General features: G+C 37.0%; 23 protein-coding genes and 2 pseudogenes. 10 read left to right on the top strand and 15 right to left on the bottom strand.

Going from position 1 to position 24311, the window contains the following annotated elements; all coding sequences use genetic code 11:
* Positions 1-106: 106 nt before the first annotated feature.
* The 3 genes and pseudogenes from AC3ANL_RS02255 to AC3ANL_RS02245 form a co-directional block, all read left to right on the top strand.
* The gene (locus AC3ANL_RS02255) at positions 107-736 is read left to right on the top strand and encodes a DUF4085 family protein (protein ID WP_488327664.1); all 630 of its coding nucleotides are present in this window, start codon (positions 107-109) and stop codon (positions 734-736) included.
* An 85-nt stretch (positions 737-821) separates the two neighbouring features.
* A pseudogene (locus AC3ANL_RS02250) lies at positions 822-1109 on the top strand (helix-turn-helix domain-containing protein); the annotation flags it as partial.
* An 80-nt stretch (positions 1110-1189) separates the two neighbouring features.
* Positions 1190-2185: pseudogene (locus AC3ANL_RS02245) on the top strand (IS3 family transposase); the annotation flags it as partial.
* Between the two features lie 646 nt (positions 2186-2831).
* Here the strand turns inward: AC3ANL_RS02245 and AC3ANL_RS02240 are convergent.
* The 6 genes from AC3ANL_RS02240 to AC3ANL_RS02215 form a co-directional block, all read right to left on the bottom strand.
* Positions 2832-3587 carry an amino acid ABC transporter ATP-binding protein gene (locus tag AC3ANL_RS02240; RefSeq protein WP_488327663.1) on the bottom strand — a complete coding sequence of 252 codons (756 nt, stop codon included), beginning with the start codon at positions 3585-3587 and terminating at the stop codon, positions 2832-2834.
* Between the two features lie 22 nt (positions 3588-3609).
* On the bottom strand, positions 3610-4323 hold the full coding sequence (locus AC3ANL_RS02235) for an amino acid ABC transporter permease (protein WP_488327662.1): 714 nt from the start codon (positions 4321-4323) through the stop codon (positions 3610-3612).
* A gap of 11 nt (positions 4324-4334) precedes the next feature.
* A complete protein-coding gene (locus AC3ANL_RS02230; RefSeq protein ID WP_488327661.1) occupies positions 4335-5042 on the bottom strand; it encodes an amino acid ABC transporter permease in 708 nt (235 codons plus the stop codon).
* Between the two features lie 21 nt (positions 5043-5063).
* Complete coding sequence (locus AC3ANL_RS02225) at positions 5064-5936, bottom strand: transporter substrate-binding domain-containing protein (RefSeq protein WP_488327660.1); 873 nt, start codon at positions 5934-5936, stop codon at positions 5064-5066.
* Complete coding sequence (locus AC3ANL_RS02220) at positions 5914-7107, bottom strand: acyl-CoA dehydrogenase family protein (RefSeq protein WP_488327659.1); 1194 nt, start codon at positions 7105-7107, stop codon at positions 5914-5916. The genes AC3ANL_RS02225 and AC3ANL_RS02220 overlap by 23 nt, the downstream gene beginning before the upstream one ends.
* Before the next feature lie 465 nt (positions 7108-7572).
* Positions 7573-8343 carry an SDR family NAD(P)-dependent oxidoreductase gene (locus AC3ANL_RS02215; protein WP_488329643.1) on the bottom strand — a complete coding sequence of 257 codons (771 nt, stop codon included), beginning with the start codon at positions 8341-8343 and terminating at the stop codon, positions 7573-7575.
* Between the two features lie 191 nt (positions 8344-8534).
* On the opposite strand from AC3ANL_RS02215, the gene AC3ANL_RS02210 reads away from it, so the two are divergent.
* A complete protein-coding gene (locus AC3ANL_RS02210) occupies positions 8535-9131 on the top strand; it encodes a TetR/AcrR family transcriptional regulator (protein ID WP_488327658.1) in 597 nt (198 codons plus the stop codon).
* A 129-nt stretch (positions 9132-9260) separates the two neighbouring features.
* Here the strand turns inward: AC3ANL_RS02210 and AC3ANL_RS02205 are convergent, their stop codons facing one another.
* Positions 9261-9383 (bottom strand): IS3 family transposase, encoded by a 123-nt coding sequence (locus tag AC3ANL_RS02205; RefSeq protein WP_488327657.1) that lies wholly within the window; start codon positions 9381-9383, stop codon positions 9261-9263.
* 985 nt (positions 9384-10368) lie between these two features.
* Between AC3ANL_RS02205 and AC3ANL_RS02200 the strand changes: the two genes are divergently transcribed.
* Together AC3ANL_RS02200 and AC3ANL_RS02195 are read left to right on the top strand one after the other, a co-directional pair.
* Positions 10369-10761, top strand: a complete 393-nt coding sequence (locus AC3ANL_RS02200; protein WP_488327656.1) for a hypothetical protein — start codon at positions 10369-10371, stop codon at positions 10759-10761.
* 272 nt (positions 10762-11033) lie between these two features.
* Positions 11034-11270 (top strand): DUF3953 domain-containing protein, encoded by a 237-nt coding sequence (locus AC3ANL_RS02195; protein ID WP_488327655.1) that lies wholly within the window; start codon positions 11034-11036, stop codon positions 11268-11270.
* Positions 11271-11525: 255 nt separating this feature from the next.
* On the opposite strand, the gene AC3ANL_RS02190 is transcribed toward AC3ANL_RS02195, so the two are convergent.
* Positions 11526-11978: a DUF4871 domain-containing protein gene (locus AC3ANL_RS02190; RefSeq protein WP_488327654.1), complete on the bottom strand. Its 453-nt coding sequence runs from the start codon at positions 11976-11978 to the stop codon at positions 11526-11528.
* Between the two features lie 351 nt (positions 11979-12329).
* On the opposite strand from AC3ANL_RS02190, the gene AC3ANL_RS02185 reads away from it, so the two are divergent.
* Positions 12330-13268 (top strand): HD-GYP domain-containing protein, encoded by a 939-nt coding sequence (locus tag AC3ANL_RS02185; protein ID WP_488327653.1) that lies wholly within the window; start codon positions 12330-12332, stop codon positions 13266-13268.
* 216 nt (positions 13269-13484) lie between these two features.
* Here the strand turns inward: AC3ANL_RS02185 and AC3ANL_RS02180 are convergent, their stop codons facing one another.
* From AC3ANL_RS02180 to AC3ANL_RS02165, 4 genes are all read right to left on the bottom strand, one after another.
* Positions 13485-14033 carry a GNAT family N-acetyltransferase gene (locus tag AC3ANL_RS02180; RefSeq protein ID WP_488327652.1) on the bottom strand — a complete coding sequence of 183 codons (549 nt, stop codon included), beginning with the start codon at positions 14031-14033 and terminating at the stop codon, positions 13485-13487.
* Between the two features lie 230 nt (positions 14034-14263).
* On the bottom strand, positions 14264-14728 hold the full coding sequence (locus AC3ANL_RS02175; RefSeq protein ID WP_488327651.1) for a DUF3291 domain-containing protein: 465 nt from the start codon (positions 14726-14728) through the stop codon (positions 14264-14266).
* 62 nt (positions 14729-14790) lie between these two features.
* A complete protein-coding gene (locus tag AC3ANL_RS02170; RefSeq protein ID WP_488327650.1) occupies positions 14791-15372 on the bottom strand; it encodes a DUF3995 domain-containing protein in 582 nt (193 codons plus the stop codon).
* 859 nt (positions 15373-16231) lie between these two features.
* Positions 16232-17194, bottom strand: coding sequence for a helix-turn-helix transcriptional regulator (locus tag AC3ANL_RS02165; RefSeq protein WP_488327649.1), 963 nt, complete (start codon positions 17192-17194; stop codon positions 16232-16234).
* A 110-nt stretch (positions 17195-17304) separates the two neighbouring features.
* Between AC3ANL_RS02165 and AC3ANL_RS02160 the strand changes: the two genes are divergently transcribed.
* Both AC3ANL_RS02160 and AC3ANL_RS02155 read left to right on the top strand, forming a co-directional pair.
* On the top strand, positions 17305-17784 hold the full coding sequence (locus tag AC3ANL_RS02160; protein WP_488327648.1) for a GyrI-like domain-containing protein: 480 nt from the start codon (positions 17305-17307) through the stop codon (positions 17782-17784).
* A 22-nt stretch (positions 17785-17806) separates the two neighbouring features.
* Positions 17807-18271, top strand: coding sequence for a phage tail protein (locus tag AC3ANL_RS02155; protein ID WP_488327647.1), 465 nt, complete (start codon positions 17807-17809; stop codon positions 18269-18271).
* A 280-nt stretch (positions 18272-18551) separates the two neighbouring features.
* Here AC3ANL_RS02155 and AC3ANL_RS02150 read toward each other — a convergent pair whose 3' ends face one another.
* Complete coding sequence (locus AC3ANL_RS02150) at positions 18552-19430, bottom strand: LysR family transcriptional regulator (RefSeq protein WP_488327646.1); 879 nt, start codon at positions 19428-19430, stop codon at positions 18552-18554.
* Between the two features lie 116 nt (positions 19431-19546).
* Here AC3ANL_RS02150 and AC3ANL_RS02145 point away from each other — a divergent pair, with 116 nt between their 5' ends.
* Positions 19547-20266, top strand: a complete 720-nt coding sequence (locus AC3ANL_RS02145; protein ID WP_488327645.1) for a YczE/YyaS/YitT family protein — start codon at positions 19547-19549, stop codon at positions 20264-20266.
* Positions 20267-20935: 669 nt separating this feature from the next.
* Here the strand turns inward: AC3ANL_RS02145 and AC3ANL_RS02140 are convergent.
* Together AC3ANL_RS02140 and AC3ANL_RS02135 are read right to left on the bottom strand one after the other, a co-directional pair.
* Positions 20936-22396 carry a YhgE/Pip domain-containing protein gene (locus AC3ANL_RS02140; protein WP_488327644.1) on the bottom strand — a complete coding sequence of 487 codons (1461 nt, stop codon included), beginning with the start codon at positions 22394-22396 and terminating at the stop codon, positions 20936-20938.
* Positions 22397-22940: 544 nt separating this feature from the next.
* On the bottom strand, positions 22941-24296 hold the full coding sequence (locus AC3ANL_RS02135) for an MFS transporter (protein ID WP_488327643.1): 1356 nt from the start codon (positions 24294-24296) through the stop codon (positions 22941-22943).
* Positions 24297-24311 lie beyond the last annotated feature (15 nt).

Genomic DNA, 24311 nt, shown 5'->3' with positions numbered 1-24311 from the left:
AACATTCGAAGAAATTGTGGATGATATTAAAAATGATAGATTTTGGGATTAATTAGAACTTGTGAAGAACTTCACTTAAACTAATAGGAGTAGGAGGGAAAGTATTTTGAAGTTTTTTACAAAAGACTGGTATAAAGAAATGACAACAATGGGTTTCTTAGTCTTTCCTGAAACAATCGAAGAATGGGAAGAAAGCTTACAAATGTATAAAGAAAATGGGATTGACTTTGAAAAAAACTGCAAAGAAGAATTAGAAGAACAAAAACAAGACTTATTAAAGTTTCTCCCTGATTCGTTTCATTCATATATTTATGATGGGTCTTTGAATTCAACCTTTCCTTCACCTCAACTTAGAGAAATGGCTGAAAATTGGATAAAGGAAACAGAGAAAAAAACAATAAAAATGCTTAACGATTACGATAAGTATTACAACTCCGTAAAAGATTTACTCCCTCCTAACGTTAATGAAATACACGCACTTGGTATGCACTATGCAAGGGTTAGCGGTATTGATATATTCAATAAAACTTGTGAAATTAGATTCAACGATAGAGGTTTGAAATTTACATTCACTAATATACAGAAAATAACGATACCTAATAAACTTCCAGGTAGATGGTGGCTTTATGATGAAATATATCCTTCACATAATGGATTTGAATTGCGGGTACTTTTTGATGACTTGGCTGAACTGGTACTTATAGCTGAAAATGTTTTAATTGATGAACTAAAATAACATATGTTCATCTAATATAACTAAATCGATTGTGAACTGCCCCGTAAATGTTAGACACCATTCTAACGTTTACGGGGGTTTTTTTATGGCCAAATTTACAGTTGAAGAAAGAATACAAATTGTTTTACGGTATTTACATGGGATCGAATCTATCAAGGCGATTGCGCAGGAGGCAAAGGTATCCCTTAGTATTGTGAGTGGATGGATTCGACTTTATGAACAACAAGGTATAGAAGCTTTTCAAAAAAAATATACAAGCTACTCTCTACAGTTTAAAATGGATGTACTGAATTATATGAACGAAACGGGTACATCATCTTACGATGCAGCGGCTATATTCAATATTTCATCTCCTAGACTAATTCGAAATTGGAGAAGTAAATTTGAACAAGGTGGAATTGGTGCCCTAGAACAGAAGAAAAAGGGGCGTCCACCAGTGAAAAAGAAGGCAAAGAAAATCGATTCAAAAAGAACAATACCTGCAGAAGGGTCAGTCGAAGCACTACAAGAGAAAATCTCCCGATTAGAAATGGAAAATGCTTACCTAAAAAAGTTGAATGCTTTAGTTCAAATGCAGGAAAAATTACAAACAAAATCAAAGCGAAAGTAATTTTTGAACTAAAGTATCAGTATGAAGTCGTGGATTTAGTTGAAGTCGCTGACATTCCACGTAGTACGTATTATTATTGGGAAAAACGATTAAATCAAGCTGATAAATATGCCGAAGTAAAAGAAGCTATCAAAGTGATTTTCCATGAACACAAAGGTCGTTATGGTTACCGTCGTATAGCGAAAGAACTTGAGAAAAAAGGATTTCATCACGATCCGAAAACGATCAATCGTTTAATGAATGAAATCGGCCTAAAATGCCTGGTACGAATGAAAAAGTATCGTTCTTATAAAGGAAATGTAGGAAAAATCGCTCCAAACCTATTAAACCGCGATTTTTCTGCCGAGAAACTGAATCAAAAATGGGTAACCGATGTTACAGAATTCCACCTATTCGGTGAGAAACGTTACCTCTCACCAGTACTTGATTTATGTAACGGAGAAATAATCGCTTATACTGTGATGAAACGACCTGTTTATAAATTAGTTGGCGATATGTTAAATCAAGCGATAGAGCGTCTTCAACCTGGGGACCAAGTAATTCTCCATTCAGATCAAGGATGGCATTATCAAATGAAGCAGTATCAAAAAACATTAGAACAGCACCAGATTACGCAAAGTATGTCTCGCAAGGGGAATTGTTTGGACAATGCAGTTATTGAAAATTTCTTTGGCTTATTAAAGTCTGAACTTCTTTATCTACAGGAGTTTGATAGTATTGAGCATTTTGAAAAAGAATTAGAAGACTATATTCACTATTATAATCACAAACGAATAAAGGCAAAATTAAAAGACCTAAGTCCGGTAGAATACCGAGCTCAGGTCCTCAATGTAGCCTAAAATATTTGTCTAACTTTATTGGTTCAGTTCACACTTTACAACACCGTGAAATTAGGCTTTTTATATTTGTTTTCCATAACATTGTAAATCCGCATTTTCCTGATGCTACATTTACTTTACAAAATAGTAAATTAGATAAGTCCTTTATTGGTTAGAAGTTGGCAAAGTGTGGCACATTACTTGTCAAAGACTGGTACAAAAGATGGCGGATGTGGTAAATTCTAAATGCCGTAATCAAATACAAACCATTCCATGATCAACTGGGATATTCACGTCCAGCCCACATTCCCCACAAAACTACGTTTTTTCGACCAAATTCCTTATAGACTATACTATTCAAACGTTTAATTAAAACAGCGAAAAACACTGCTCAAGGGACATCCGTCCCCACAGCAAGGAAAAAAATTGTCGTTATTAAAACAACCATTCAGCCGATGATAACCAAACTTTCTACTAAATTTGATAGGATTCTCATCAACTGACACCATTCTAGGAAACTACCGCTTTTTTTAAAAAGAAACCTTGGCTAGCTACTGAACAAGGCTAGTGCTAGGATCAAACACCAGACATTAAACTTGAAAAAACCGACAGATAACCGCCGGTTCAATCAAAAAATATTAAATTAAAGCACCGCATTAACTTATCATTAAATATTGTAAATAAAATCCTCCGGTATAACACGCCTCAAGAAATGCTGCGTCCTCTCTTCTTTTGGCTTTGAAAAAATCTCCTGAGGAGAATTCTCTTCCACAATCACCCCGCCATCCATAAAAATAACTCGATTGGCTACATCCTTTGCAAACGACATCTCATGCGTCACCACCAACATAGTGGTCCCTTCTTTCGCAATATTTTTCATGACGGTTAAGACTTCCCCGACTAACTCTGGATCCAGCGCAGATGTTGGTTCATCAAACAAAATAATATCCGGATTTAACGCAATCGCCCTTGCTATCCCAACCCTCTGCTGCTGTCCGCCGGACAATTCACTAGGATAGGCATTCAATTTATCCGACAATCCCACCTTTGCCAATGCCTGCTTCCCAATCTCATTAGCTTCCGCTTTCGGGATCTTCCTCCCAATAATAAGACCTTCTGTCACATTCTCTAATGCCGTTTTATTCGTAAACAAGTTATAATTTTGGAACACAAACGCAATCTTTTGCCTGATCTGATGAATTTGCTTTTTGCTTGCCGATTTAAGATTGACATCAATCTCACCAAAAATGGCCTGCCCCTGATCAGCTCGTTCCAGAAAATTAATGCATCGAAGCAGCGTCGTTTTGCCAGAACCACTTGGGCCAAGAACGACAACCACATCCCCCCTATCAATCTTTAAATCTACCCCTTTCAGAATCTCATTGTTCCCAAACGATTTATGGATATTCTTTATCTCTAACATGATTTAGCCTCCCATCATGAACTTAAGCCGCTGCTGCTTTAAATTTCCGTAACCGTTTTTCATACAGTTTAAATAGGTATTCCACCAAGCTGCATAAAAGGAGATAGACCAGAAAGATATCAATGTACGCTTCAATAAAATTGTAGCCAACATTGGCTGCCACTTGGGCTCGTAACGTAATCTCCCGCAATGACAAAGCATAACCCAAAGAGGTGGCTTTAATGAGATTGACCGTTGCGGTACAAATATTGGGCAAGGCCACCACTAAAATTTGCGGAATCAGTATTCTTCTGAACGCCTGCAGATTGTTCAAACCAACCGAATAGGCTGCCTCCAGCTGTCCCTTGCTGACCGTGCTGATCGCAGAACGAAATACTTCTATTAAAATAGCCGTTGTATTCAACGAGAACACAATAAAGGCGTACCAAATCGGATTAATATCGTAAATATTTGTTTTCACATGATACTTTTCAAATATGGGAGTCAATAGTAACGGAACACTAGTAAAGATAATAAAAATTTGCACAATGACAGGTGTCCCTCTCACAAACGAAACATAGACTCGTGCCAGCTGGCTTATAACGGGAATCCGATTAATCCGAGCTAAGGCGAGCAAAAAGCCTGAAGGCAGAGCAATTAATAAGGAGACAATCGTAATAATTAAGGCGATAGGCACTCCTGATAAAGCAATAAAAAAGGTTTTCACTAAAAATGGAACATCCAATCCTACCGACATCCTTTCACCCCCTATGTCGTTTTAATAACCAGTTTTCCTTTACTAAAGATTTTTTCCAACTTGGAAAAGAACTGTTCAATCAAAATGGATAAAACCCAGTAGATCAGCGATAAGGCAAGATAGATTTCTAGGGAATGAGAATTATAGTTATTAGAAATAATCAGACTTGCCTTCCCCATAATATCTACCAAACCAATGGTATAAGCTAATGACCCTTCTTTCATTAATTCAAGAAAGCTGTTGCCGAAATTGGGCAAGGCGACAACAAATGCCTGCGGTAACACAATTCTCCTAAATGCTTGTGCGGGACTAAGCCCTACACTAACCGCTGCCTCATATTGGCCTCGGTCGATCGCTTCATAGGCTGTTCTCATTACCTCTGACATGAAGGCCCCAAATTGCAGTGAAAAGGTAATCACCACAAAAACTGCGGTGTGAAGTTGATTCAGGTCTGAACCAAAATTACTAGCGATGGCCGGCAGTCCGTAATACACTAAAAATAATAGAACAATAGACGGAGTACACCTTAAAATGGTGGTATATCCATTGGCAATTTTTTTGGCAGCCTTATTCGTTCCCAGTTTCATCACAGCTAGGATAAACCCTAGAATTGTCCCGAACAAAACCGATAGACCTGCTACCATAAAAGTTATATTTAAAAAGGAAAGAAGTTGTGGCAATGCTCCCCAAATGTAGGTAATATCAAAATACGTTTGCATATTCCACCTCTATTTAGATGGTTACCTTTTTACAGTATCCAATAGTTTAAATAAATCAGTATTATAGAATTCAACCATCAGTTTGTTTGTCTTCTTTTCCTCTTTTAATTTCTTAATCGCCCCATCATAAGCATCTGCAAATTCTTGTTCCTTTTTGTTGAATAATGGCCACGTTTTGACAACCGTAAACTCATTATAGACAAGCTCATTCGCTAAATTATGATAAGGACCATCCTTTGCAAGAACTTGCTTTTCATACGTAGCGCCTAAATAAATGCCTCCATCTACCCGTCCTTCATTTACCCATTGAGCGACATCAACTGAGAAGGCATCACCTGCTTCCAGCTTGACTTGATTGTCAGGATTGGCCTGATTATATTCATCCACAATCGTATATTGAGCATTACTGGCCGCAATCGGAGCTAACGAAAGCTTAGCCTTCGCAAAATCGGATAAGTCTTTTATCTGTTCATTTTTCTTTTTTAATAAAATGCCAACGCCGCTGAGTCCGAGGAATTCTTTCGGAAAAATATAACTCTTCGTTCGTTCCTCAGTGAACCAGGCATTTTTTACCCCTACTTGATATTTGCCTTGCTGCACCCCTACCAATAGGTCCTCACTGGAGGTTGGCACATAGTCAAATTCATATTCCGGCATGGCCTTATCGACTAGTTTCATAACTTCAAGTTCATATCCAGTTGGATTACCCTTTTCATCCACATATCCGATTGGTTTACCGCCTTGATCAAATGCTACTTTTACTTTTCTTACCTCTTTCTTAGCCTCGCCTGCATCCGATTTTGCCCCTGTTGTAGAAGTTGAACCGCAGCCTGCGATGAGGGTGACGAAAGCAATTCCTGTCGCGGCGATTTTAAAAAACTTTTTCATTTTCATTTTGTTTTCCTCCCTTAGATTCATATTGTTGAATAGCGGTTTGAGCTAGTTTTGCAATGGTTAGATCATCCATCGGCGGATTATGCAGACCTGCCCGGACATCTCGGTAATAACGCTGGAGCGGATTGGCGAGCTGCAGGCTTTTTGCCCCGACTAATCGCATCGCCTTGTCGACAACGGTAATCGCTGAGTTGGTGACAATATGTTTGGCTACAAGTGCTTCGTTCGTAATATCCCGCTGACGATTTTTATCTATGTACGCTTCTGCCGTACCATATAGGGCAAATCTTGCTTTATATAATTCTAAGTCCATCTCGCCTATTAATGCCTGCACATTCGGCAGCTGAGCGATGGGACCTTGAATGCTATTGGGTGAATGGGTATTGGCAAACTGCAAGGCAAAGTCCCTGGCCGCCTGGGCAATGCCTAAATAGCTGGCAGGAATTAAAAGCCCCCAGCCATTCAGTTTGAATCCCGTATGGTAACTTGGAATTTCAACTAAGTCAGACTCCTCCACTTCCACGTTCTCTAATACGAGATCATGACTGCCGGTACCACGCATGGCGATCACATGCCAATTTTCCTCGATCGTTAGACCTCTTGCTTCTTTTGGAATCAGGAAAAAGCCAACTGTTTCTTTTTCTTCAATCCATGCAGAGGTTAAAAAGTAATCCAGCTCCGGTGAGCAGGTGGTATAACTCTTACGTCCATTAATCACCCATTTGCCAGCAATTTGCTTGGCACTTGTTTCAGGCTTCCCCCCACGAATTGGGCTGCCTGTAGCCACTTCACTGACGGCTCGGTTAATAATCGCCCCGTTGTTTACTTCTTCAGCAAAAAAAGCTAACTTCTCTGAATCCCAATATCGATTTTCAAATAGTTCTCCAACTGTCATTAAGGTCCAGCCAATCGACAATGCGGTGCTGCCATCAAAGCTTCCTAGTTTTTCTTGGACAAGAATGGCGTCGTATAGCGTAAAGCCTGATCCTCCGAATTCTTTCGGTAACGTTAATTTGGTATAACCCATTTTTCGTAATGCCTGGATATTCTCCCTGGGGAAACTGCCCTCTTCATCGATTTGGAAGGCTCGTTCTTTAAAATCCGTTTCCAATGGGGACAATCGCTCAAGCCATTCCCGTTGTTTACTATTTTTAATAAATAATTCCTGCATGCCCTTTGCTCCTTTCTAACACTTAAAAGAAAAAGCTGCCCCCATAAAAAAATGGGAGCAGCCTTCAGTTGACTGATAAGCTAAGCTCATAAGTGTATATTTTTTGAATATTATGTATCTATTATAATAAGTGCATTAATCCCATGTGTCAACTAGGAATTAAAAATTTATTAAACTCCACAGGTAAGGTGCTCATAAGGGACATTCGGAAATCCTTCTTCACCCATTCATTTTTTGAGCACAATCAACAATTCAATAAACAGGGATCACTCAATAGTTTCCCTTGTGCAACTTTTGTTTAATTATCTACGTGGCTACTTCTCTTTTCTCATTATCTAATGAGGGAAAAGGAGAATTTCCATGAATTATGAAAGAGTAGATAGGTAGATTGATGAACCGTCCCATGGTCCTTCAAGCAAAAAAACTCTACATTAAATCTTAATGTAGAGTTTTTCATATCTATGATCAAGCAGATGTAGAAGATTGACCGCCGTCAATTCGGTAGTACGAACCGCTAATAAACGATGCTTTTTCTGAAGATAAGAACACCATTAAATCAGCAATTTCTTCCGGTGTAGAATAACGCCCCAACGGAATACTAGCTTCGATTGCTTTTCTTGCCGAAGCAGCATCTTCCGAATTAATATTATTCTCAATTCTCTTCATCATATCAGTGTCTACAGCTGTTGGCGCAACCGCATTAACACGAACACCATATTGTGCCGCTTCAAGAGCTGCTGATTTTGTTATCCCGATTACAGCGTGTTTGGAAGCTACATAAGCACTCATTCCTGGAGAACCTAACCAACCACCGTTAGATGCAGTATTGACAACCACGCCACTTTTTTGTTCTTGCATCACTTGAAGAACATACTTTAATCCAAAGAATACACCCATAACGTTTACATCAAATACGTTTCGTAGGTTCTCTTCAGTTAGGTCTGTAATAAATTCACGTGCACCGTTAATACCCGCATTGTTAATGAAAACATCAATACGGCCATAATGTTCTTTTGTTTTTTCAACATATGCCTTTGAGTCTTCCTCTTTTGTTACGTTAGCTGTAAGTAACAATACGTCTTTTGCATCTATTGCAGAAGCTGCTTTCTCTAATGCTTCTCTTTTCAAATCAACTAATGCTAATTTAGCTCCCTCTTTAGCGAATGCTTTTGCAGTAGCAAGTCCGATACCACCAGCTGCTCCAGTAATTAACACTACCTTATTTTCAAATAACATATTAACCATCCTCCTTGAATTAATATTACGAAAATAATCCATACTGAATTTAATTTATCTTGATACTGAGATATTACATTTCAAGCATAAAACTTTTATGAAAGCGATTCAATATGCAAAAATTAAAAAAATGTACAATATTCAACAAATGAATTGATTTTGTACGTTAAAAATATAAAAGGAGCTTTCTCATGACTATTTATCATCCAGATAAACTTGTAAAAAGAACAAAAGAGGATTTTAAAGCAGTCTTAATATCGTTGATGGAAGAAAAAAGTTTTCATGACATTACAATTACAGAAATCGTAAAAGCTGCGGATTACAATCGAGGAACCTTTTATGCCCACTATAAAAAAAAGGAAGATTTGTTGGATGAGATCATTGAAGAGATATTTGAAAAACTGACCGAAGCTTTTCGGAAACCATATCTCCATTTATCAGTTGTAGATTTCAATGAAATCCCTTCTAATTCTATTGTCTCATTTGATCATTTCTTAGAAAACAAAAAATTTTATAAAATCATGTTGAGTCCAACAACAAACTATAATTTTCATGAAAAATTGACAAAAAGATTAGAACAGTTATTCAGAGAAGAGTTTAAATTCTCGTATTCTGAGATAGATTCTAACATCGATATAAACCTTTTTAGCACGTATCGAATACATGGTATTATTGGATTGATCCTAGAATGGATTGACAATGATTTTATCCAATCATCTTCGTATATGGGAGATCAACTTATCCATATATTGAGATTTCATACACCGAAAATTTATATAAAAAGTTAAAGCTAAATAGGAGCAATCCCTTCTTTTTCTAACGAAGGTAAGTAAGTGAAACAACCATTATTCTCAAATTTGAAACTAAGTACAAAAAACACCGCAATTGTGGTAATCCCCAAAAGTTAAAGTTTTATTTTAAGCAGCTAATTGGCTGGTATGAATGCGGTATTGGACCGGACTCATGCCTGCTAATTTTTTCTTTATACGCTTGTCATTATAATAAATATGGGCTGATCTCCAACAAGACACTGCACCCATAGGAATTCTCTCAGGGATTGAGGAGTTGGATTGGATTCACATGACAAAAGCCTTTCAAACACTTTATGAATAGCAGGTGCATGAAAAAACTTCAGCGCCTCTCACAGATCCGTGAAATCAAACAAAATGCCTTCGTCCTACTGACAAACCTCGACCATTCTCCCTACTTTTCCCCTTCAATTAAACGATTAATTAAAAATGCTGCAGACATTAAAAAACAAGCATTCTCCCCTCTTCACACATGAAAAAGTTGTTGAAAAATGGCGTTAAAACGCTAGCTGAAACCCGTCCTATCCACACTCCCCACAAAATGACGTATTTTCGACTAAATTCCTTATAGGCTATACTATTCAAACGTTTAATTAAAGCAGCAAAAAGGATTGCCCTAGACCCATCCGCACTAACTAACAAAGTAAAAAATTGTCGTTAATAAATCAAACATTCAGACGATGATAACCAAGCTTTCTACTAAATTAGAAAAAAATCTCGTCAACTGGCACCATTCTATGAATCTCCCGCTTTTTCAACACTACACAAACGTTTGATTAGAACCACCCTTAACAGGCACCGCTCCTGAATTTATCCCTCAAAATCCATAAAAACAATGTCGAGAACTGTACCTACCGCTTTTTTTTTAAAAAAACCTTGGCTAGCTACTGAACAAAGCTAGTGCTAGGATCAAACATTAGGCATTGGACATGAAAAAACCGACAGATAACCGCCGGTTCATTCAAAAAATATTAAAATAAAGCCCCCGTTAGCATTCCTGTAGATCGTTACTTTTCGGCTTTGATAAAAATAGGGCTCCTCAGTAAGATTTGAGTATAGACACCACTCTAACTCACAACTTTAGGAGGAACCCTACTATGAAGTTAGCTTGCCTAACTCTTACAAGTTTAGTGAGACTAACAGCAAGCTATTTTACAATTTCTAATTGGTGTATAATATTGTGAAGAAATTGTATTTTAACGGGGTGGTAATGAAAATGAAGATTTTGTTTGATGAAACTTACACTTCAAATGACGGAAAGCGATCAAGCAGGAATATTTGGTATGGAGATGCTGATCTAACTGTTGATGGTGAATATGGAAAAAACATTAATCTTAATGAAGATTTTATGGATAATTTATGCGAAATAATAAAAAATGACTTATCTAAAAATGCAGCAAATAAGCCTACTGAAACTAACTGGTATATTTATGGAAGCGGTGTAACTCAGGACGCTATTGGAGACAATATCCGTCCGACAATTATGGTTCGTGAGAGGTCTGACGAGTTTATATCTAATTTTAATATCAGTGACCACGATTTTGCTGTAAATATTGATGCTATTCTGTTGTTTAAGGCGGATTTTGAAAAACGTTTAGCTAGTCATTGAGGAGTAATATCACTATAAGCATTTTCAAACTATTTGAGGGGATGATTTCATAATGAATTCATTCTCCTTTTTCATCTGGTGGGAGTCTTTTTGTGTGGAGGAAAAGGACATTTAATAATACAGATTGTGAATAATTACACTTAAATTAAACTGCCACTTTATCGAGGCGTGACAGGCACCGAATTTAGTAGAAAGTTGTTTACTTCCAATTAATGAAACTAATCAGTTATTAAGAACGTATCAATATTTGAAATGAAAGGAGGCAGAACATTTTGGTTAAAATTATCCGAGCAATTTTTGGAATTATAGTAATTTTTTTATCAGGTTATAGTCTAATAACAAAAGATTTTGATATGATGCCATATTTAATGTTGTTCTTAGGGGCATTTATGTTATTAGGTGGGGTTATAGAACTTCAAAAAGATAGAAAAGAATTTTGGGGTTATATGAGCATCATTGTTTCTTTATTTATCTTTTTTGTATCCATTAAGGGGTTTTTGTTGAAATAAAGAGTTTTATGAATGCGAGTAAATTTAAAATGGACTTGAAAATAAGTTAATGAAAAGGCTTTTAAATCTAAAAGCTTTTTTCATTAGCGGAAATCAACAATAAATATTAACATAGCCCAAAAAATAGAAACAAACTGAGCATTCCTCGACAATTATCGAGGCGTGACGGGCATCCGAATTTGAGGCCTCTTATACCTAGAAAACGCTTGATGAAATTGGAGAATATAAAAACGACATCCGAGTTAGATGTCGTTTTCATTCATAAACTTTTACAAAAATAGTCCCAAATAGTTTATCTCCAATATAGGCATCTAATTTCCACATTCCACTCTTAGGAAGTGACATAATTGAGGGTACGTGTTGGTCTGCTCCGTTGTTGGCACCACCTAAAGGCTGGCCTTCCAATACAGTAATTTTTTCTCCAGTTTTTTCATAAGTGGCAATAACTTTGAGTTCTCCATTAAATTCACTATCTTTTCCCCAAAAATGCCACATATACTTATTATCTTGGTTAGGATGAAATTTTGTTACTTCAGAATCATAAATAAATCCTAACCGCCCTTCTTCCCCAATCATCGTATAATTACCGACTTTAAAAGTTGGACTTTCCTTCCAACCTTTAATTTTATTATTTGTGGTATTAGTGCACGCAACCGTAATTAAAGAAATCATAACTGTCATAACCACAATAATAACCTTCCTATACATATATTTAAACACCCCCTTAATAATCAGACGAATAAATACAGCTTTTGTTTCTTAACAATTTAATTTGTCAATTTTAAACAATCCCTTTAAATCAAAATTATTCTTTAAATATATCCAAAGGTTTACTGCTAATTTATCTATATGTTTACTGAAGAACTTGCAACAGAACATTAAAAACCAATCTACTTTAACCATAAACCTAAATAGATTAGTTTATCTTGTTGTAAAGGCTAACATATCTGAATCATTTTAAAAAACTCTCTATTCAGTTAAAAACTTAATTTGGAAAATTGTATGATATTCTATTTAAGGGAATTTTTTCAAATTTTTGTGTTAAAAGCGGGGGAAGCTATGCTAGGTATCTTAGATAAATGGTTCAATAATTATATTTATTTTCGTTATGCTTTTTTTATTCTTTTAGCATTAAGTATATTAATCAGCCTATTCTTCCAAAATCATAATTTTTTTGCATTATATAATATATCTTTAATTGTTTTAGGTATTGGCTTTTATAATAAACCTGTTTTTTGTGTTTTATTGACTGTATTGGTGAGTGCCAGTAGATTTTATTTCGTTCCGCGTGGAGAAGAAAGTATATTTTTTATTTATTTAGTGAGCTATCTTTTTATAACGTTTATTTCAGCCTGTATGATGACATATGTTAAAAGAGTTAAAAAAAACAATTTAGATTTAATAACATCTCTCGTCAAAGCCTTGGATTCTAGAGATCCTTATACCTATGACCATTCTGAAAATGTGTCGAAATATGCAGTGCAAATAGCAGAAAGAATGAATTTGTCTAAGGATGTTTGCAATAACATTCGCACAGGAGGATTATTACACGATATTGGAAAGATTGGTATCCCTGAATACATCTTGACTAAGCCAGGGAAATTAACAGAAGATGAATTTAATATTATCAAGACGCACCCAACAATAGGTTATGAAATGCTTAAACATGTTGATAGATTTAAGAAAGATGGAGTATTAGATATTGTTTTATATCACCATGAAAGATATGATGGCAAAGGTTATCCAGCAAGATTAAAAGGCAGTGAAATTCCATTGCCTGCTCGAATAGTCGCTGTTGCTGATACTTTTGATGCAATGACTTCTAGGCGCATTTATAGAAATGAATTTGAAATAGAACATGCACTCGATGTAATCCGTCAAAATAAAGGGAAGCAATTTGATCCTGAAGTAGCGGATGCGTTTTTTAGCCTGTTCAACGAACAAGGAACTGATACGAAGAAAGAAAGTTCACCAATGATGAATCTAGTTGAATCATAATAGGGGTACCGTCTAGAAAATGTGAATTTACAACGCTAAGAAAATCACCCCATAAAAAAGTCGATTCCTCAATGTCTTATAGGAAATCGACTTTATTATTTTGTCTTGTTCAAGTAAAGCACCCTTACTTTAAGTACACTCCTTCACAAATTCACAAATCGTTAAATAATAAAATGGCATTACCCTGTTTGAAGAAACACTTAATTTTCTTACTTCTCAACCTAATGCTAAATCGCTGATCTTGATCCTCCAAATCATATGATCGAATCCTTTGTCCCAATAATCCTTTAACAAATAATTAGGGTCTCCAAATTTCTTTTTCCAGATTTTTTGTGCACTAATATATCCACTATCTAAACAAAATTCTTCTATGCCGTTACTCTGTAATGTAAAAACCATTGTATGCAATAGCAAATTCCCTACTCCCATTCTCTGGTAGTCCGGCAGAACAAATACTGTACCTACCTCATTTAGCTCTCTGAGAATGTTGTTTGTACAATTACAAATGAGATCACTTGCTGGGCCATATTCAATTGAACCAATAATTTTATGATCATCTAAAGCAATCAAAAAATATCGTTTCTTACCATTGCTTTCAAAATCACTTTTTAAGTATTTTTCCTTAACTTCGACTTCATCATTAATATCATTCAACTTCTCGCCTAAACCTTCTTTAATAAACGTATCGGTAATCACTATTCTAAAAAATGAATGTAACTCTTTTATGTCCTCAATTCTTGGCCTTCTTATCTCCACTTTAAGCACCCTAAAACTCCTCCTCCCCCCTGTTCACTTCAACACGTACTTCAAATATCCTGCAAGAAAAAGGCTTTACTCCTGTTTAAGTAAAGCCCCCGATAATTTAAGTGTAATACTTCACAATTGCCTCCAGAATAAATAAAAATGGCGATAAAATGTCACAGGAAGGTGTATGAGTCCTTAACGTCACCATTAAGTTAAATGGATAATTTCTCAATTAATAAAGGGTCGCCCTGCTACTTAATCAAGAACGTCTCTCCTTTTTCATCAAATGCATGCTTAAAATCAAAGGCAAAAGGAGTGGGACCATGCTGAATATAATAGTTGTACCTCTTGAATGCCTCCTCCCATGAGACATCCTTCACCTTTTCGGTCCACCAAACTACATAAAGAAGGTGTTTCTCTGGATATGGCTCGATCCATTTGCTTCTATCTTTTAAAGCTTGCATATGCTGTCCTGAATAGGTAAAGCGATATAAGGATTGAAGGCTTCTCCAGACCGTTAGTGTGAGAATAGGGGAACCCTTTCCCTTTACGGTTTCTTCGGGAAAAGGGACCCCTTCAGGTGAAAATATCTCTATAAGTCCTGATTTAGTTGCCTGACGATATACTTCATTTCCCACTTGAAAAAATTCACGAGAGGCAGGGTGATCATAGGGATGGTTTAGCCTGCCAACAGTATAGATTGAAACTAATGCCATAAACAGCCCTCCATCTATAGTCTTTTCCTAGATATACTTACTTGGTATCTGCAACACATTAACTATGCAAATCGCACACCCAGCATCCCTGTGACCAACCCAACAATCGTGCCAAGCATACACACCGCGAGCCAAATTTTCCTGCTCCCCGCTCCTTTTAAAAAACACCATCCTGCAATGAAAAGTAAAATGCCCTCAATCAAAAACCACGGTTCAAAGATGACCAAATCCCACACCACGTATTTATCATCATGGATATGAAATGCTCCATTCTCCAAGCCAATCACCCCTGCGATTTGCAAACCACGATAACTCATGCCAAAAATGCCATGAGAAGTGGCTATCGAACACCCTAAAATAGATATGGAAAGCAGCAAGGAGCGCAGAATTTTACTTTTGCCTAAATAAATGAAACCAAGACCTACGAGTCCCGCAACAATAAAAATTGGTAACGCAACCCAATTAATTAGTTCAAACTGGGAGGATGCAGCCACGCTGGGTTTTAGTAGGGACAGCCCGATTCTTCCGCCTAAAGCCCAATATAGGTGTGGCAGCATATAGGCAGTGGACCATACAAAAACAGCGATCCCAGCCCAAACGGTTGATTTTGATTGCGGTAGTTTCGACGACAGACTCGTATCCATTAACGATCACCTCGACAGTTTCCTAGGACACCTAACAACATTCCTCGAGATTGAGTTATAAACAGGACTGTTTCCAACTCCCATCTTTATCCTACCTGTATAGTGGTTTCATATAAGCCTATTTGGTTTTTCAGGATTTTATTCCATTATCCTGCCCCTTGACTTGAACAAGAAAAAAGCATTACCGTTAATCCAGTAATGCTGGCAATAGGTAAGCGTTTGATGCAATCTCCGGCTTTAGCTAAATAAAAATCAGGATACGTTCCTAGTTAACACTTTTCACAGGAAACATTGTGAAGTTATTGAATCTCCGTTATTGTCTACCGAAAACCATTTTATCTTGGCTTCGGTCGCTTATAAACCTTCTAAGCTACCGAACTCTTATTTTTTTCTTAGCTTCGGTCGCTTACATCCTCTCTAAAATGGATCAACTCTGCTTCATTGCTCACTTTTTCCTTGTAGGTCATAAAAAAAGATGTCGAGATTTAGCTTTTACCCCTGATGACAAAAAGTGTACCAATAAATGACAGACTGTTTACCACTTCATACCTTCTGGTGATCATAAATAAAAACCAGAGATTTTGGAATGAAAATTGTTATAGTTGTTATACAAATTTGATTGATTTTCAATAAGATTTCTATTACTGTGCTGCTGGTATGCTCATTTTACTGTTATAACATGTTCTTGTATTGCACAAAAAATGTGACCGGTTCGCTGGTTCTACCCAAATATGCAGTTAATAGACGTACATGTAAAGCAGCGGCAGCAAGTAAAAAAGTTTCCTCTGGGTGTGCGGAAATAAGAGGTAACTGGCAATTGGCCAAGCTCAAAATTATTTGGGTTTTAACTAGAAATTGCTTATGGGCAATATATGCTTAGTCTCTCATTTAAACCTCCTAAGACTTCTTCTGGCACTTCCCTGACTTTGATATCCCCACCTAGGAATAGCAGCCAATTTGTTATTTCGGTCACTTCCTCGGGCATACTAACATTGATAAACGTCTTTAGAATGGCAGTGGTTTGGTAAGGATTCGTATAGGAAATGGAAAGTTTTAAAGGATGGTATTTTTTGAACTGGGCAATCGCCTTTGGACCAAGTTCAAGAACAAGATTGATTTCTTCTTCCTGCTTACTTAGTTTTTCCAGAATCTTTTTCATACTTAATCTTTGTTTCGTAGAGTATGGGATGACATTGGTGAGATTGTCGACAGGAAAAATTAGTCTCCTCTCTTCCTTTAACTCAAAGCCTTCAATCAGCCAAATACTTTTTTCACGATAAAGGTGCAGGAGATAAATTGTGTAAGACTTTATTATTTTCTCTTCTTCGATTGTAATCAATAAATAGCGATCCAAAAGAAGGGTTTGTATAAGTTTTTCTAACATGGGATGGGGGAGGTCCGACAGATCAAGCAGGTCGGGATTATGGGGGTTGGTCCCTTCAAAAAGCAAGATTTGATTTAATAGAACAAGGTCATCTTGCTGGTTTTCTGAAATAAGGCCAAGTAATTTTTCAGCTAAAGACTGACGACTCTTTAAAAAGGGGAGTTGTTGATTTCTTGTGGCCATAAAGGCAATAAACAGAGCCTTGATTTCATTATCAGTAAATCGAACGGTGGGAAGGACAGAGTTGTTCATAACAAAATACCCCCCATCCCTTCCAACTTCAGCGACTAGCGGCATCCCCATGGCTTCAATTTCTCTGATGTCTCGAATAGCTGTCGAACGAGAGATGTTAAACTCTTGCATCACTTCAGAAATGGTAAAGTGGGCACGGTTGTTGATATACCGCATGATGGTATTAATCCGTTCAACTTTTTTCATCGGGACCTCCAAAACAGTATCACTTTTTGACATGATTTAAGGCTATTATAAACTCATCAAGTGAAAAAACAAATCATTTGATCAATTTTAAAAAGAGGAAGGTTTTGAAGATGACAAATTATACGCTAGAAGAAAAAGACAGTTTTACCGTTTTAGGTTTTGGCACGGAGCTTAAGAGCCATTACACAGACTTTGCTGGCATAACCAAGGAAAAGTCAGACTTTTGGCAGGCAATCAAACAAGATGGAAGGCTTGACACGTTAAAAGCCATAGCCACAAATGACTACATTTTTGCCGTGAATGAAGCGGTGAATAACAAGATGATGCATTATGCTGGCGTTATGACAGAGACATCGCTGCCAGAGGCAACCCGAATGATCCAATTTCCTAAGGGAGAATACCTGGTGGTTAAAGGGGAAGCGAAGACGGCCGATGAATTAAGTAACACACTTACTGGCATTGCCTTTGGTCAAGCCTTGGCAGAAGCAAAGGATGTTGCCTATGTGGGCGGACCAAATGCAGCAGTTGAGATGGGGCAGCACAACGGCTTAGTTTTTGGTGAAATGTGGATTCCGGTTGTTAGGAAATAAAGAGATATAAGGAGGGCTGAAAATGTCCTATATCGTTGATTTTAAAAATGTGTCTACGGTTGGTTTAGAATCTTCCCCTGTAGTAGAAGCGCTTGCTGGTTTACGTGCTAATGAAGCCCGTTACTTTATGAACAAATACAAACATGAATTTACGGTTGTTCCAGCAAGCGAAAGTCAGGAGACACTTGATTATGTTAACCGAATTTTGAAAGAAGAACGGGATATTGAGTTTGCGGCCAAACCTTTAGAAACGTCGCGTTTTCAAGTAGAAAATATCAAAATTGCCTACGTCTTTTATGAGGATGGTCTTTCGATCAACGTCATGTATACAGTTGATGACCCTAAGAAGCGGGCCGTTGGTCTTAAGCTTTCTGAGGGGATGGAAGTACCTATGGAGTTAGAAGGGAAGTTTAAGTTTGCTAGGCAAAAGTCTAAACTCGCTGGAACCATTCGGGGCTCGTATTTTGTCATTAAAGGAGAATATTAAAGTAGCAAAAGCGCAAGTTGAGGAATCCAGCCATTTTTTGTATTTAGTATTCCTTTAAAGGGCACGATTGTGACAGAGGAAATTTCTTCTTGATTTATCATACTAACTGGATTCTTAAGGTTCAGAATCCAGTTAGATTAATGGTACAAAAATCTATTATTGTCCTGGTTGGGGTATTAAACTGTTGATAGAACTTAATCCAACTCCAATTAAGAATACAATCACAACAAGAGTGGTTGCTTTGTTTCTGCTTATTCACATGAGAACCGTCCCATCCCCATTAATCAACGATCTCCCAAAATTGACTGGCTGCTTTTGAGATTGATTCTCCTTTTAATCGTACAATGACGGGCTCTACACTAAAATTAAATTGTTCCAATTCAAAAAGCGTTACATGTGCTAAAAAAGGCGATGAATAATCCATTCTAGGAATAATGGATATGCCTAATCCTCTACTAACTAGTGCTACAGCCATCGTTATGTCTTTACACTCGATAATGATATTTGGTTTCACATCGTGTTCATCAAATGCTTGGAGGATGTCTTCATAAAAAGAGTGTCCCTCCATTGCCCCTAACAAAATGAATGGGAATGGAGCAATTTGTCCAAACGTCACGAACGGTGATGAGAACGATACTGCCCAACTAGTCGGAATAATCACGACATAGGATTGTTTTTTTAACACTTTCATATGATATTGTTCATTATTATTGCTCGCCCGAAGAATTAGAGCAACATCAATTTCTCTTTGTTCAAGCCTTTTTAATAATTCCTCCGAGTTACCGTTGATAATACTGATTTTGACATTTGGAAATTTTGTTCTGTACATACTGACATAGTCAATTAGCATATTCGAACAAGTAGACGATACACCGATGCGCACCTTTCCAGCCGTCCCTTCTTCAATTTCTTGAATGCGATGCTTTACATCTTGCAATTGACTCAACATTTGCTCAGCGTATCGATACAACAATTCACCTGTCTCTGTAAGTTCCCATTTTTTACGATACCGTTGAATCAAAGTTGTACCCAGCTCCGTTTCAAGCTTTTTTAATAGCTGACTTAGCGGCGGCTGTGCGATATGGAGTACTTCTGCCGCTTTTGAAATGCTGCCCTGGTTTACAATTTCTTTGAAATAATGTAATTGTCGAATATCCATGTTGTATCCCCGTTATATGTTTTTTCATATGAATAGTTAATCATTTATATATTATTCATATCTTAAATTCAATGTTATCATTAAAAGTAAATTCATTTAAGAAAGGGAAGGATCGTATGAATCATATGAATGTCACAATGAAGCGGCTCGGTTTGTACGTGTTCGGCTTATTTTTTTTGTCGCTTGGCGTAAGTTTCTCTATCCAAGCAGGACTCGGCGTATCGCCCGTGTCTTCCCTAGCGTATGCCATTTCGCTAACGTCTGGCTTATCAGTCGGTGTTACAACCGTGCTTGCAAATATCTTGTTTATTATTCTCCAGGTCATTTTAAATAAACGGATCGACTTAAGAGAATTTGCGGTTCAATTAATTATTTCATTTTTATTCGGATTCTTTATGGATGCAACGCTATTCATTGTAAAACTTTTGCCAACACCTGAAACAATCCTTGTTCGCTGTTTATTTCTACTTATTAGTTTATTTGTTGTCTCGTTCGGTTTGCTCGGCTACTTTTCAGCGAAATTTCCATTAATGCCCTATGATGCGTTAACTTATGCAATTAGTGAACGATTTAAACTGAAATTTAGTAAAGCAAAAATTACAAGTGATTTATTGAATGTTTGTGTGGCTGGTGCAGTCTGTTTAATGGTTATTCATTCATTAGGCTCAATCGGAATCGGCACCGTGGTTGCTGCGTATTTCATTGGGAAAATTGTCGGTTGGATGATGATGCATTATCAACAATTCCTTCAAGACTGGGTAAATAAAACGAAACAGGTCCGCATAAAGTCCCCTAAAATTAAGGCAAACTTTGACCAGGAAAGCGAAATAGGGTAATTTCGATCATAATGGTTATTAAACGAAGGGTCTTATCTTAAATAAGGTTTAAGCAATGATTTTCTACAATCGGGCGCAATTAAATTAAAAGCCTAATTCCTCGCTAAAATACGGAGTGAACTGCCCCGTAAATGTTAGACACCATTCTAACATTTACGGGGCAGTTCACGGAGGGATTAGGCTTTTTTCTATCATCTTAAATTCCAATCAAACGTTTGGTGGGGAATGGATCATCTCTGCTTTAAGGCTCACTTTTTCCTTGTAAGTCTTTATCATTATCTAGGCTATCAGTTATTAAAGACAGTTTTGCCATCCACTCGTCAAGTTTTGTCCTCAAGAAGCCTTTTTGAAGACAATTTCATCATTTACTCGCCAAGTTTTGTCCTCAAGAAGCCTGATTGAAGACAATTTCACCATCCACTCGCCAAGTTTTGTCCTCAAGAAGCCTTTTTGAAGACAATTTCACCATCCACTCGTCAAGTTTTGTCCTCAAGAAGCCTTTTTGAAGACAATTTCATCATCCACTCGCCAAGTTTTGTCCTCAAGAAGCCTTTTTGAAGACAATTTCACCATCCACTCCCCAAGTTTTGTCCTCAAGATGCTTTATTGAAGACATTTCCATCATCTTCTCGCCAATTTTTGTCCTCAAGAAGCCTTATTAAAAAAACTTTATTTTTTATCACGTATTAATTTTAATGCATTTCGAAAGTCTTCATCATTCATCATTTCATATATTTTCTTCAGATAGTGGGAGTCCTCTTCTCTGCCTTCTGCCAACTTACCTAATGCTTGCCTGAAATAGTCATCATTTTCCGCAGTGTTCGTCGGGGGCTGTTTTACCTGATGTGAAGGATGAGGTTTCCCTTGTTCCGCAGGCTGCATATAATGAAGTTCATTTTCCACTTGTATGCCAACTTTCTCCGCTTTTTTAGCAGCGACATGTTGCTTCTCTCTTTTTTGCTCAATGCTTATGAAGGCAATAATAATAGCCAATGAGACAACAAAGTAAATAGATAAGGCCCATAATGCTTCCTTTAGCCCTGCTTCCATTCTTCCTTGATAATATAGCAGCGCTCTCATGCCATCTACCATATATCTAGTAGGTAAAAGGAAACTAAAAATACGATGAACCGGTGGCAAGGTCGAGAGTGGAAAGGCTCCACCGCTCGAAAAAATTCCCATAAAATTGATGGGGAACATCACCAAAATTCCCCAGCCGCCAAATAATAAAGCAAAAGCTTTAAATAAGAAGAGCATGGTTAAGCAACAGAAAAAGGAAAACAGGAAAATATACCAAATGCTTGAAGCATGTGCACTGCCAAAAAAGCCAAATACCGACAATTGCAAAATGACGGAGCCACAAAATGCTAATATGACCGCCAATAACAAGGCGGATTTAAGAATTTGCGACTCAGGTAAAGGGGAACCTTTCTTGCTAAGAATTCCATTGCTCTTCATAAGGTACCCACGAATCATATTGGCTCCCACCAACCCTGATATAGAAGCAATGATGCTCATCACGAACGGAGTCATCCCTTTATTTAAATTGATCGGCAGCCCCAGTACATTTTTCGTGGTAAATTGTACAGGTCGATCTAATAAAGAGGCATTCATAGGGGATAACGTAACCCCTTTTTGGTTTAACTCACTTTTAAAGTGACCGCTAATCCCATTCGAAGTGGCGGAAGCAACCGTTTGTAAGGTATTGCTTGCAATCATAGAAGCTGATTGGCCGACCCCTTCATTCAATAAAATGTCTAATGTTGTGGGTTTTCCAACTCCATTTCCGGATATCAGTAAATCGTGTATGTGGGAAAGCTGTTTTGAATAGTCAGCAGGAATCACTAAGGCACCATAGGCTTTATTATTTTTCAAATCACTCAATGCTTTTTCCTTCGTTTTCACTAAATCCCATTTAAAGGAATTCCCATTTTGCGTTTTAATCAGATTTAATAAAATAGCATCTCCCGCCTTGCCCTGATCTTCGTTCACAATAATCAACGGAACATCTGATAAATTCTGATTCGTACCGCCAAAGACAGGTATGTAAACACCAACCATAACCAACATGAGTAATAAAATACACCAAATCGGAAACCAAGTAGAACTCAACTTAAACAAACGTTTCACGGTGTTATTCCCCTTATTTTGAATTTACTTTATTACCATTAGTTATTTGCTATATTGAATGAGAATATTTAAAAGGAGAATGAATAATATTTGTGGTAGTAGCGAATGATGAAATCCATAAAATTCTCTGTATAGGTTGAGAGAGATTTGACTTTTAACCCTCTTACACACTAAAATAACGTGAAAATCCAACCATAAAATATCCCCTAAAGTTGGATTTTTATGTCCAACTTTAGGGGTTCACATCACATTTACTAGATGTAAATCAATGTACAAAAGAGTCGGTTTCCCCTCTTCTTGTTCCACGATATGATCGTTCCAAATTTTTTCAAATATCGTTGTTGGCTTCATGTTTCCCGCCCCTTTTAAAATGAGTCATAAATACTATAAAATACGAATAATGTTTTGCTGCTTGAATGTGTTCACATAAACCACTTTATTTTCATATAAAAAAACACCCTCCAAAACCACTGGAGGGAAAAAAACTAATTGTTTATCAATATTCAACCATTAACCCTTTTACTAATTAAATAAAAGTACCTACTCACTCACTAATAACTTGAATAATATCTTCTTTATGGTTTCTCGTGGCTTGCAGCCTGTAATAGGAAAGTCTATCCGGAACCATCACTAAGGCAAAAGCAGCAATTAAACCAGGAATGGCAAATGCGATAAAAATCATTTGATGGGGGAGAGACAAAGACAATAGGAATCCCCCTAATAACGGCCCTAACATTCCTCCAATTCTACCTACACTAGAAGCTGAACCTAAGGCAGTTGACCTTACATACGGAGGGTAATATTGGGACACATAAGCTTGAACTAAATTTTGTGCTCCAATAGTAGAAGCACCTGCAATGGCTACCAAAATGTAAGTTAAAAATTGATTATCACTAATTCCCATAAGAGCTAAAACAATTGCTGCCGAAGTATACATAGGAATGAGCACTATTTTCGAACCATATTTATCTGCTAATCTCCCCATCAATAGAGTGCCGATTGTAGCCCCTACCTGTAAAACGATCAAAAAGCCTAAGCTTGAATTTAAACCATACCCGGAATCCATCATCAACTTAGGAAGCCAGTTTATTAATCCATATGACATCAGTAAGCAGGAGAAAAATGCTAACCAAAACATAACCGTACTTAATCCTTTATTTTCTTTAAATAAATCTGCTAAAGGCAGCTTTGCCAGTGACCGAGGTTCCTCAATGATTTCACTATTCTTATCAATTTTAATGTTAGGACTAATTTTTTTGATAAGACCAAATAGTTCTTCCTTTTTACCTTTTTTAATTAAAATGAACGTCGACTCCGGTAATGACTTATACAATAGGGGTAAAAGCAATAACGGGATCCCTGCAATCCATAAAACAGATTCCCAACCAAGGAATGGAATAATATAAATTCCCATTAATGGGGCAATCATCCCCCCAACAGAATAACCACACAATAAAATCGCTACCACCGTACTTCTCACTTTTTTAGGAGAGTAATCTGTTAATAAAGCAATAACATTTGGCATAATTCCGCCAAGCCCTAAGCCGGCTATAAAACGGCAAACGGAGAAGAATGTGGGATTATCTGCAAACCCGCATAGTGTTGTAAATAAACTAAATAATATTACTGTTATCAAAATAACTTGTTTCCTACCTATTCGATCTGCTATTGTCCCAAAAAAAATCGCTCCGAACATCATACCGAATAAACCGTAACTTCCTATTGCACCTGCCTCAACTGGGGTTAGATTCCATTCTCCAATTAATAAAGGCACTATCGTACCATATACTGCTATATCATACCCATCAAATAGAATAAGAAAGAATCCTAATATAAGTAAATTCAAATGAAAGCGATTGAATTTACTCTCAGTAATAATTTCCGTAGAGTTAATCGTCATAAATTTACTCCTCCT

Source organism: Neobacillus sp. DHD-1R (assembly GCF_057747995.1).
The sequence above is the reverse complement of the archived record's forward strand: the minus strand, read 5'-3'. Positions and strand labels throughout refer to the sequence as shown.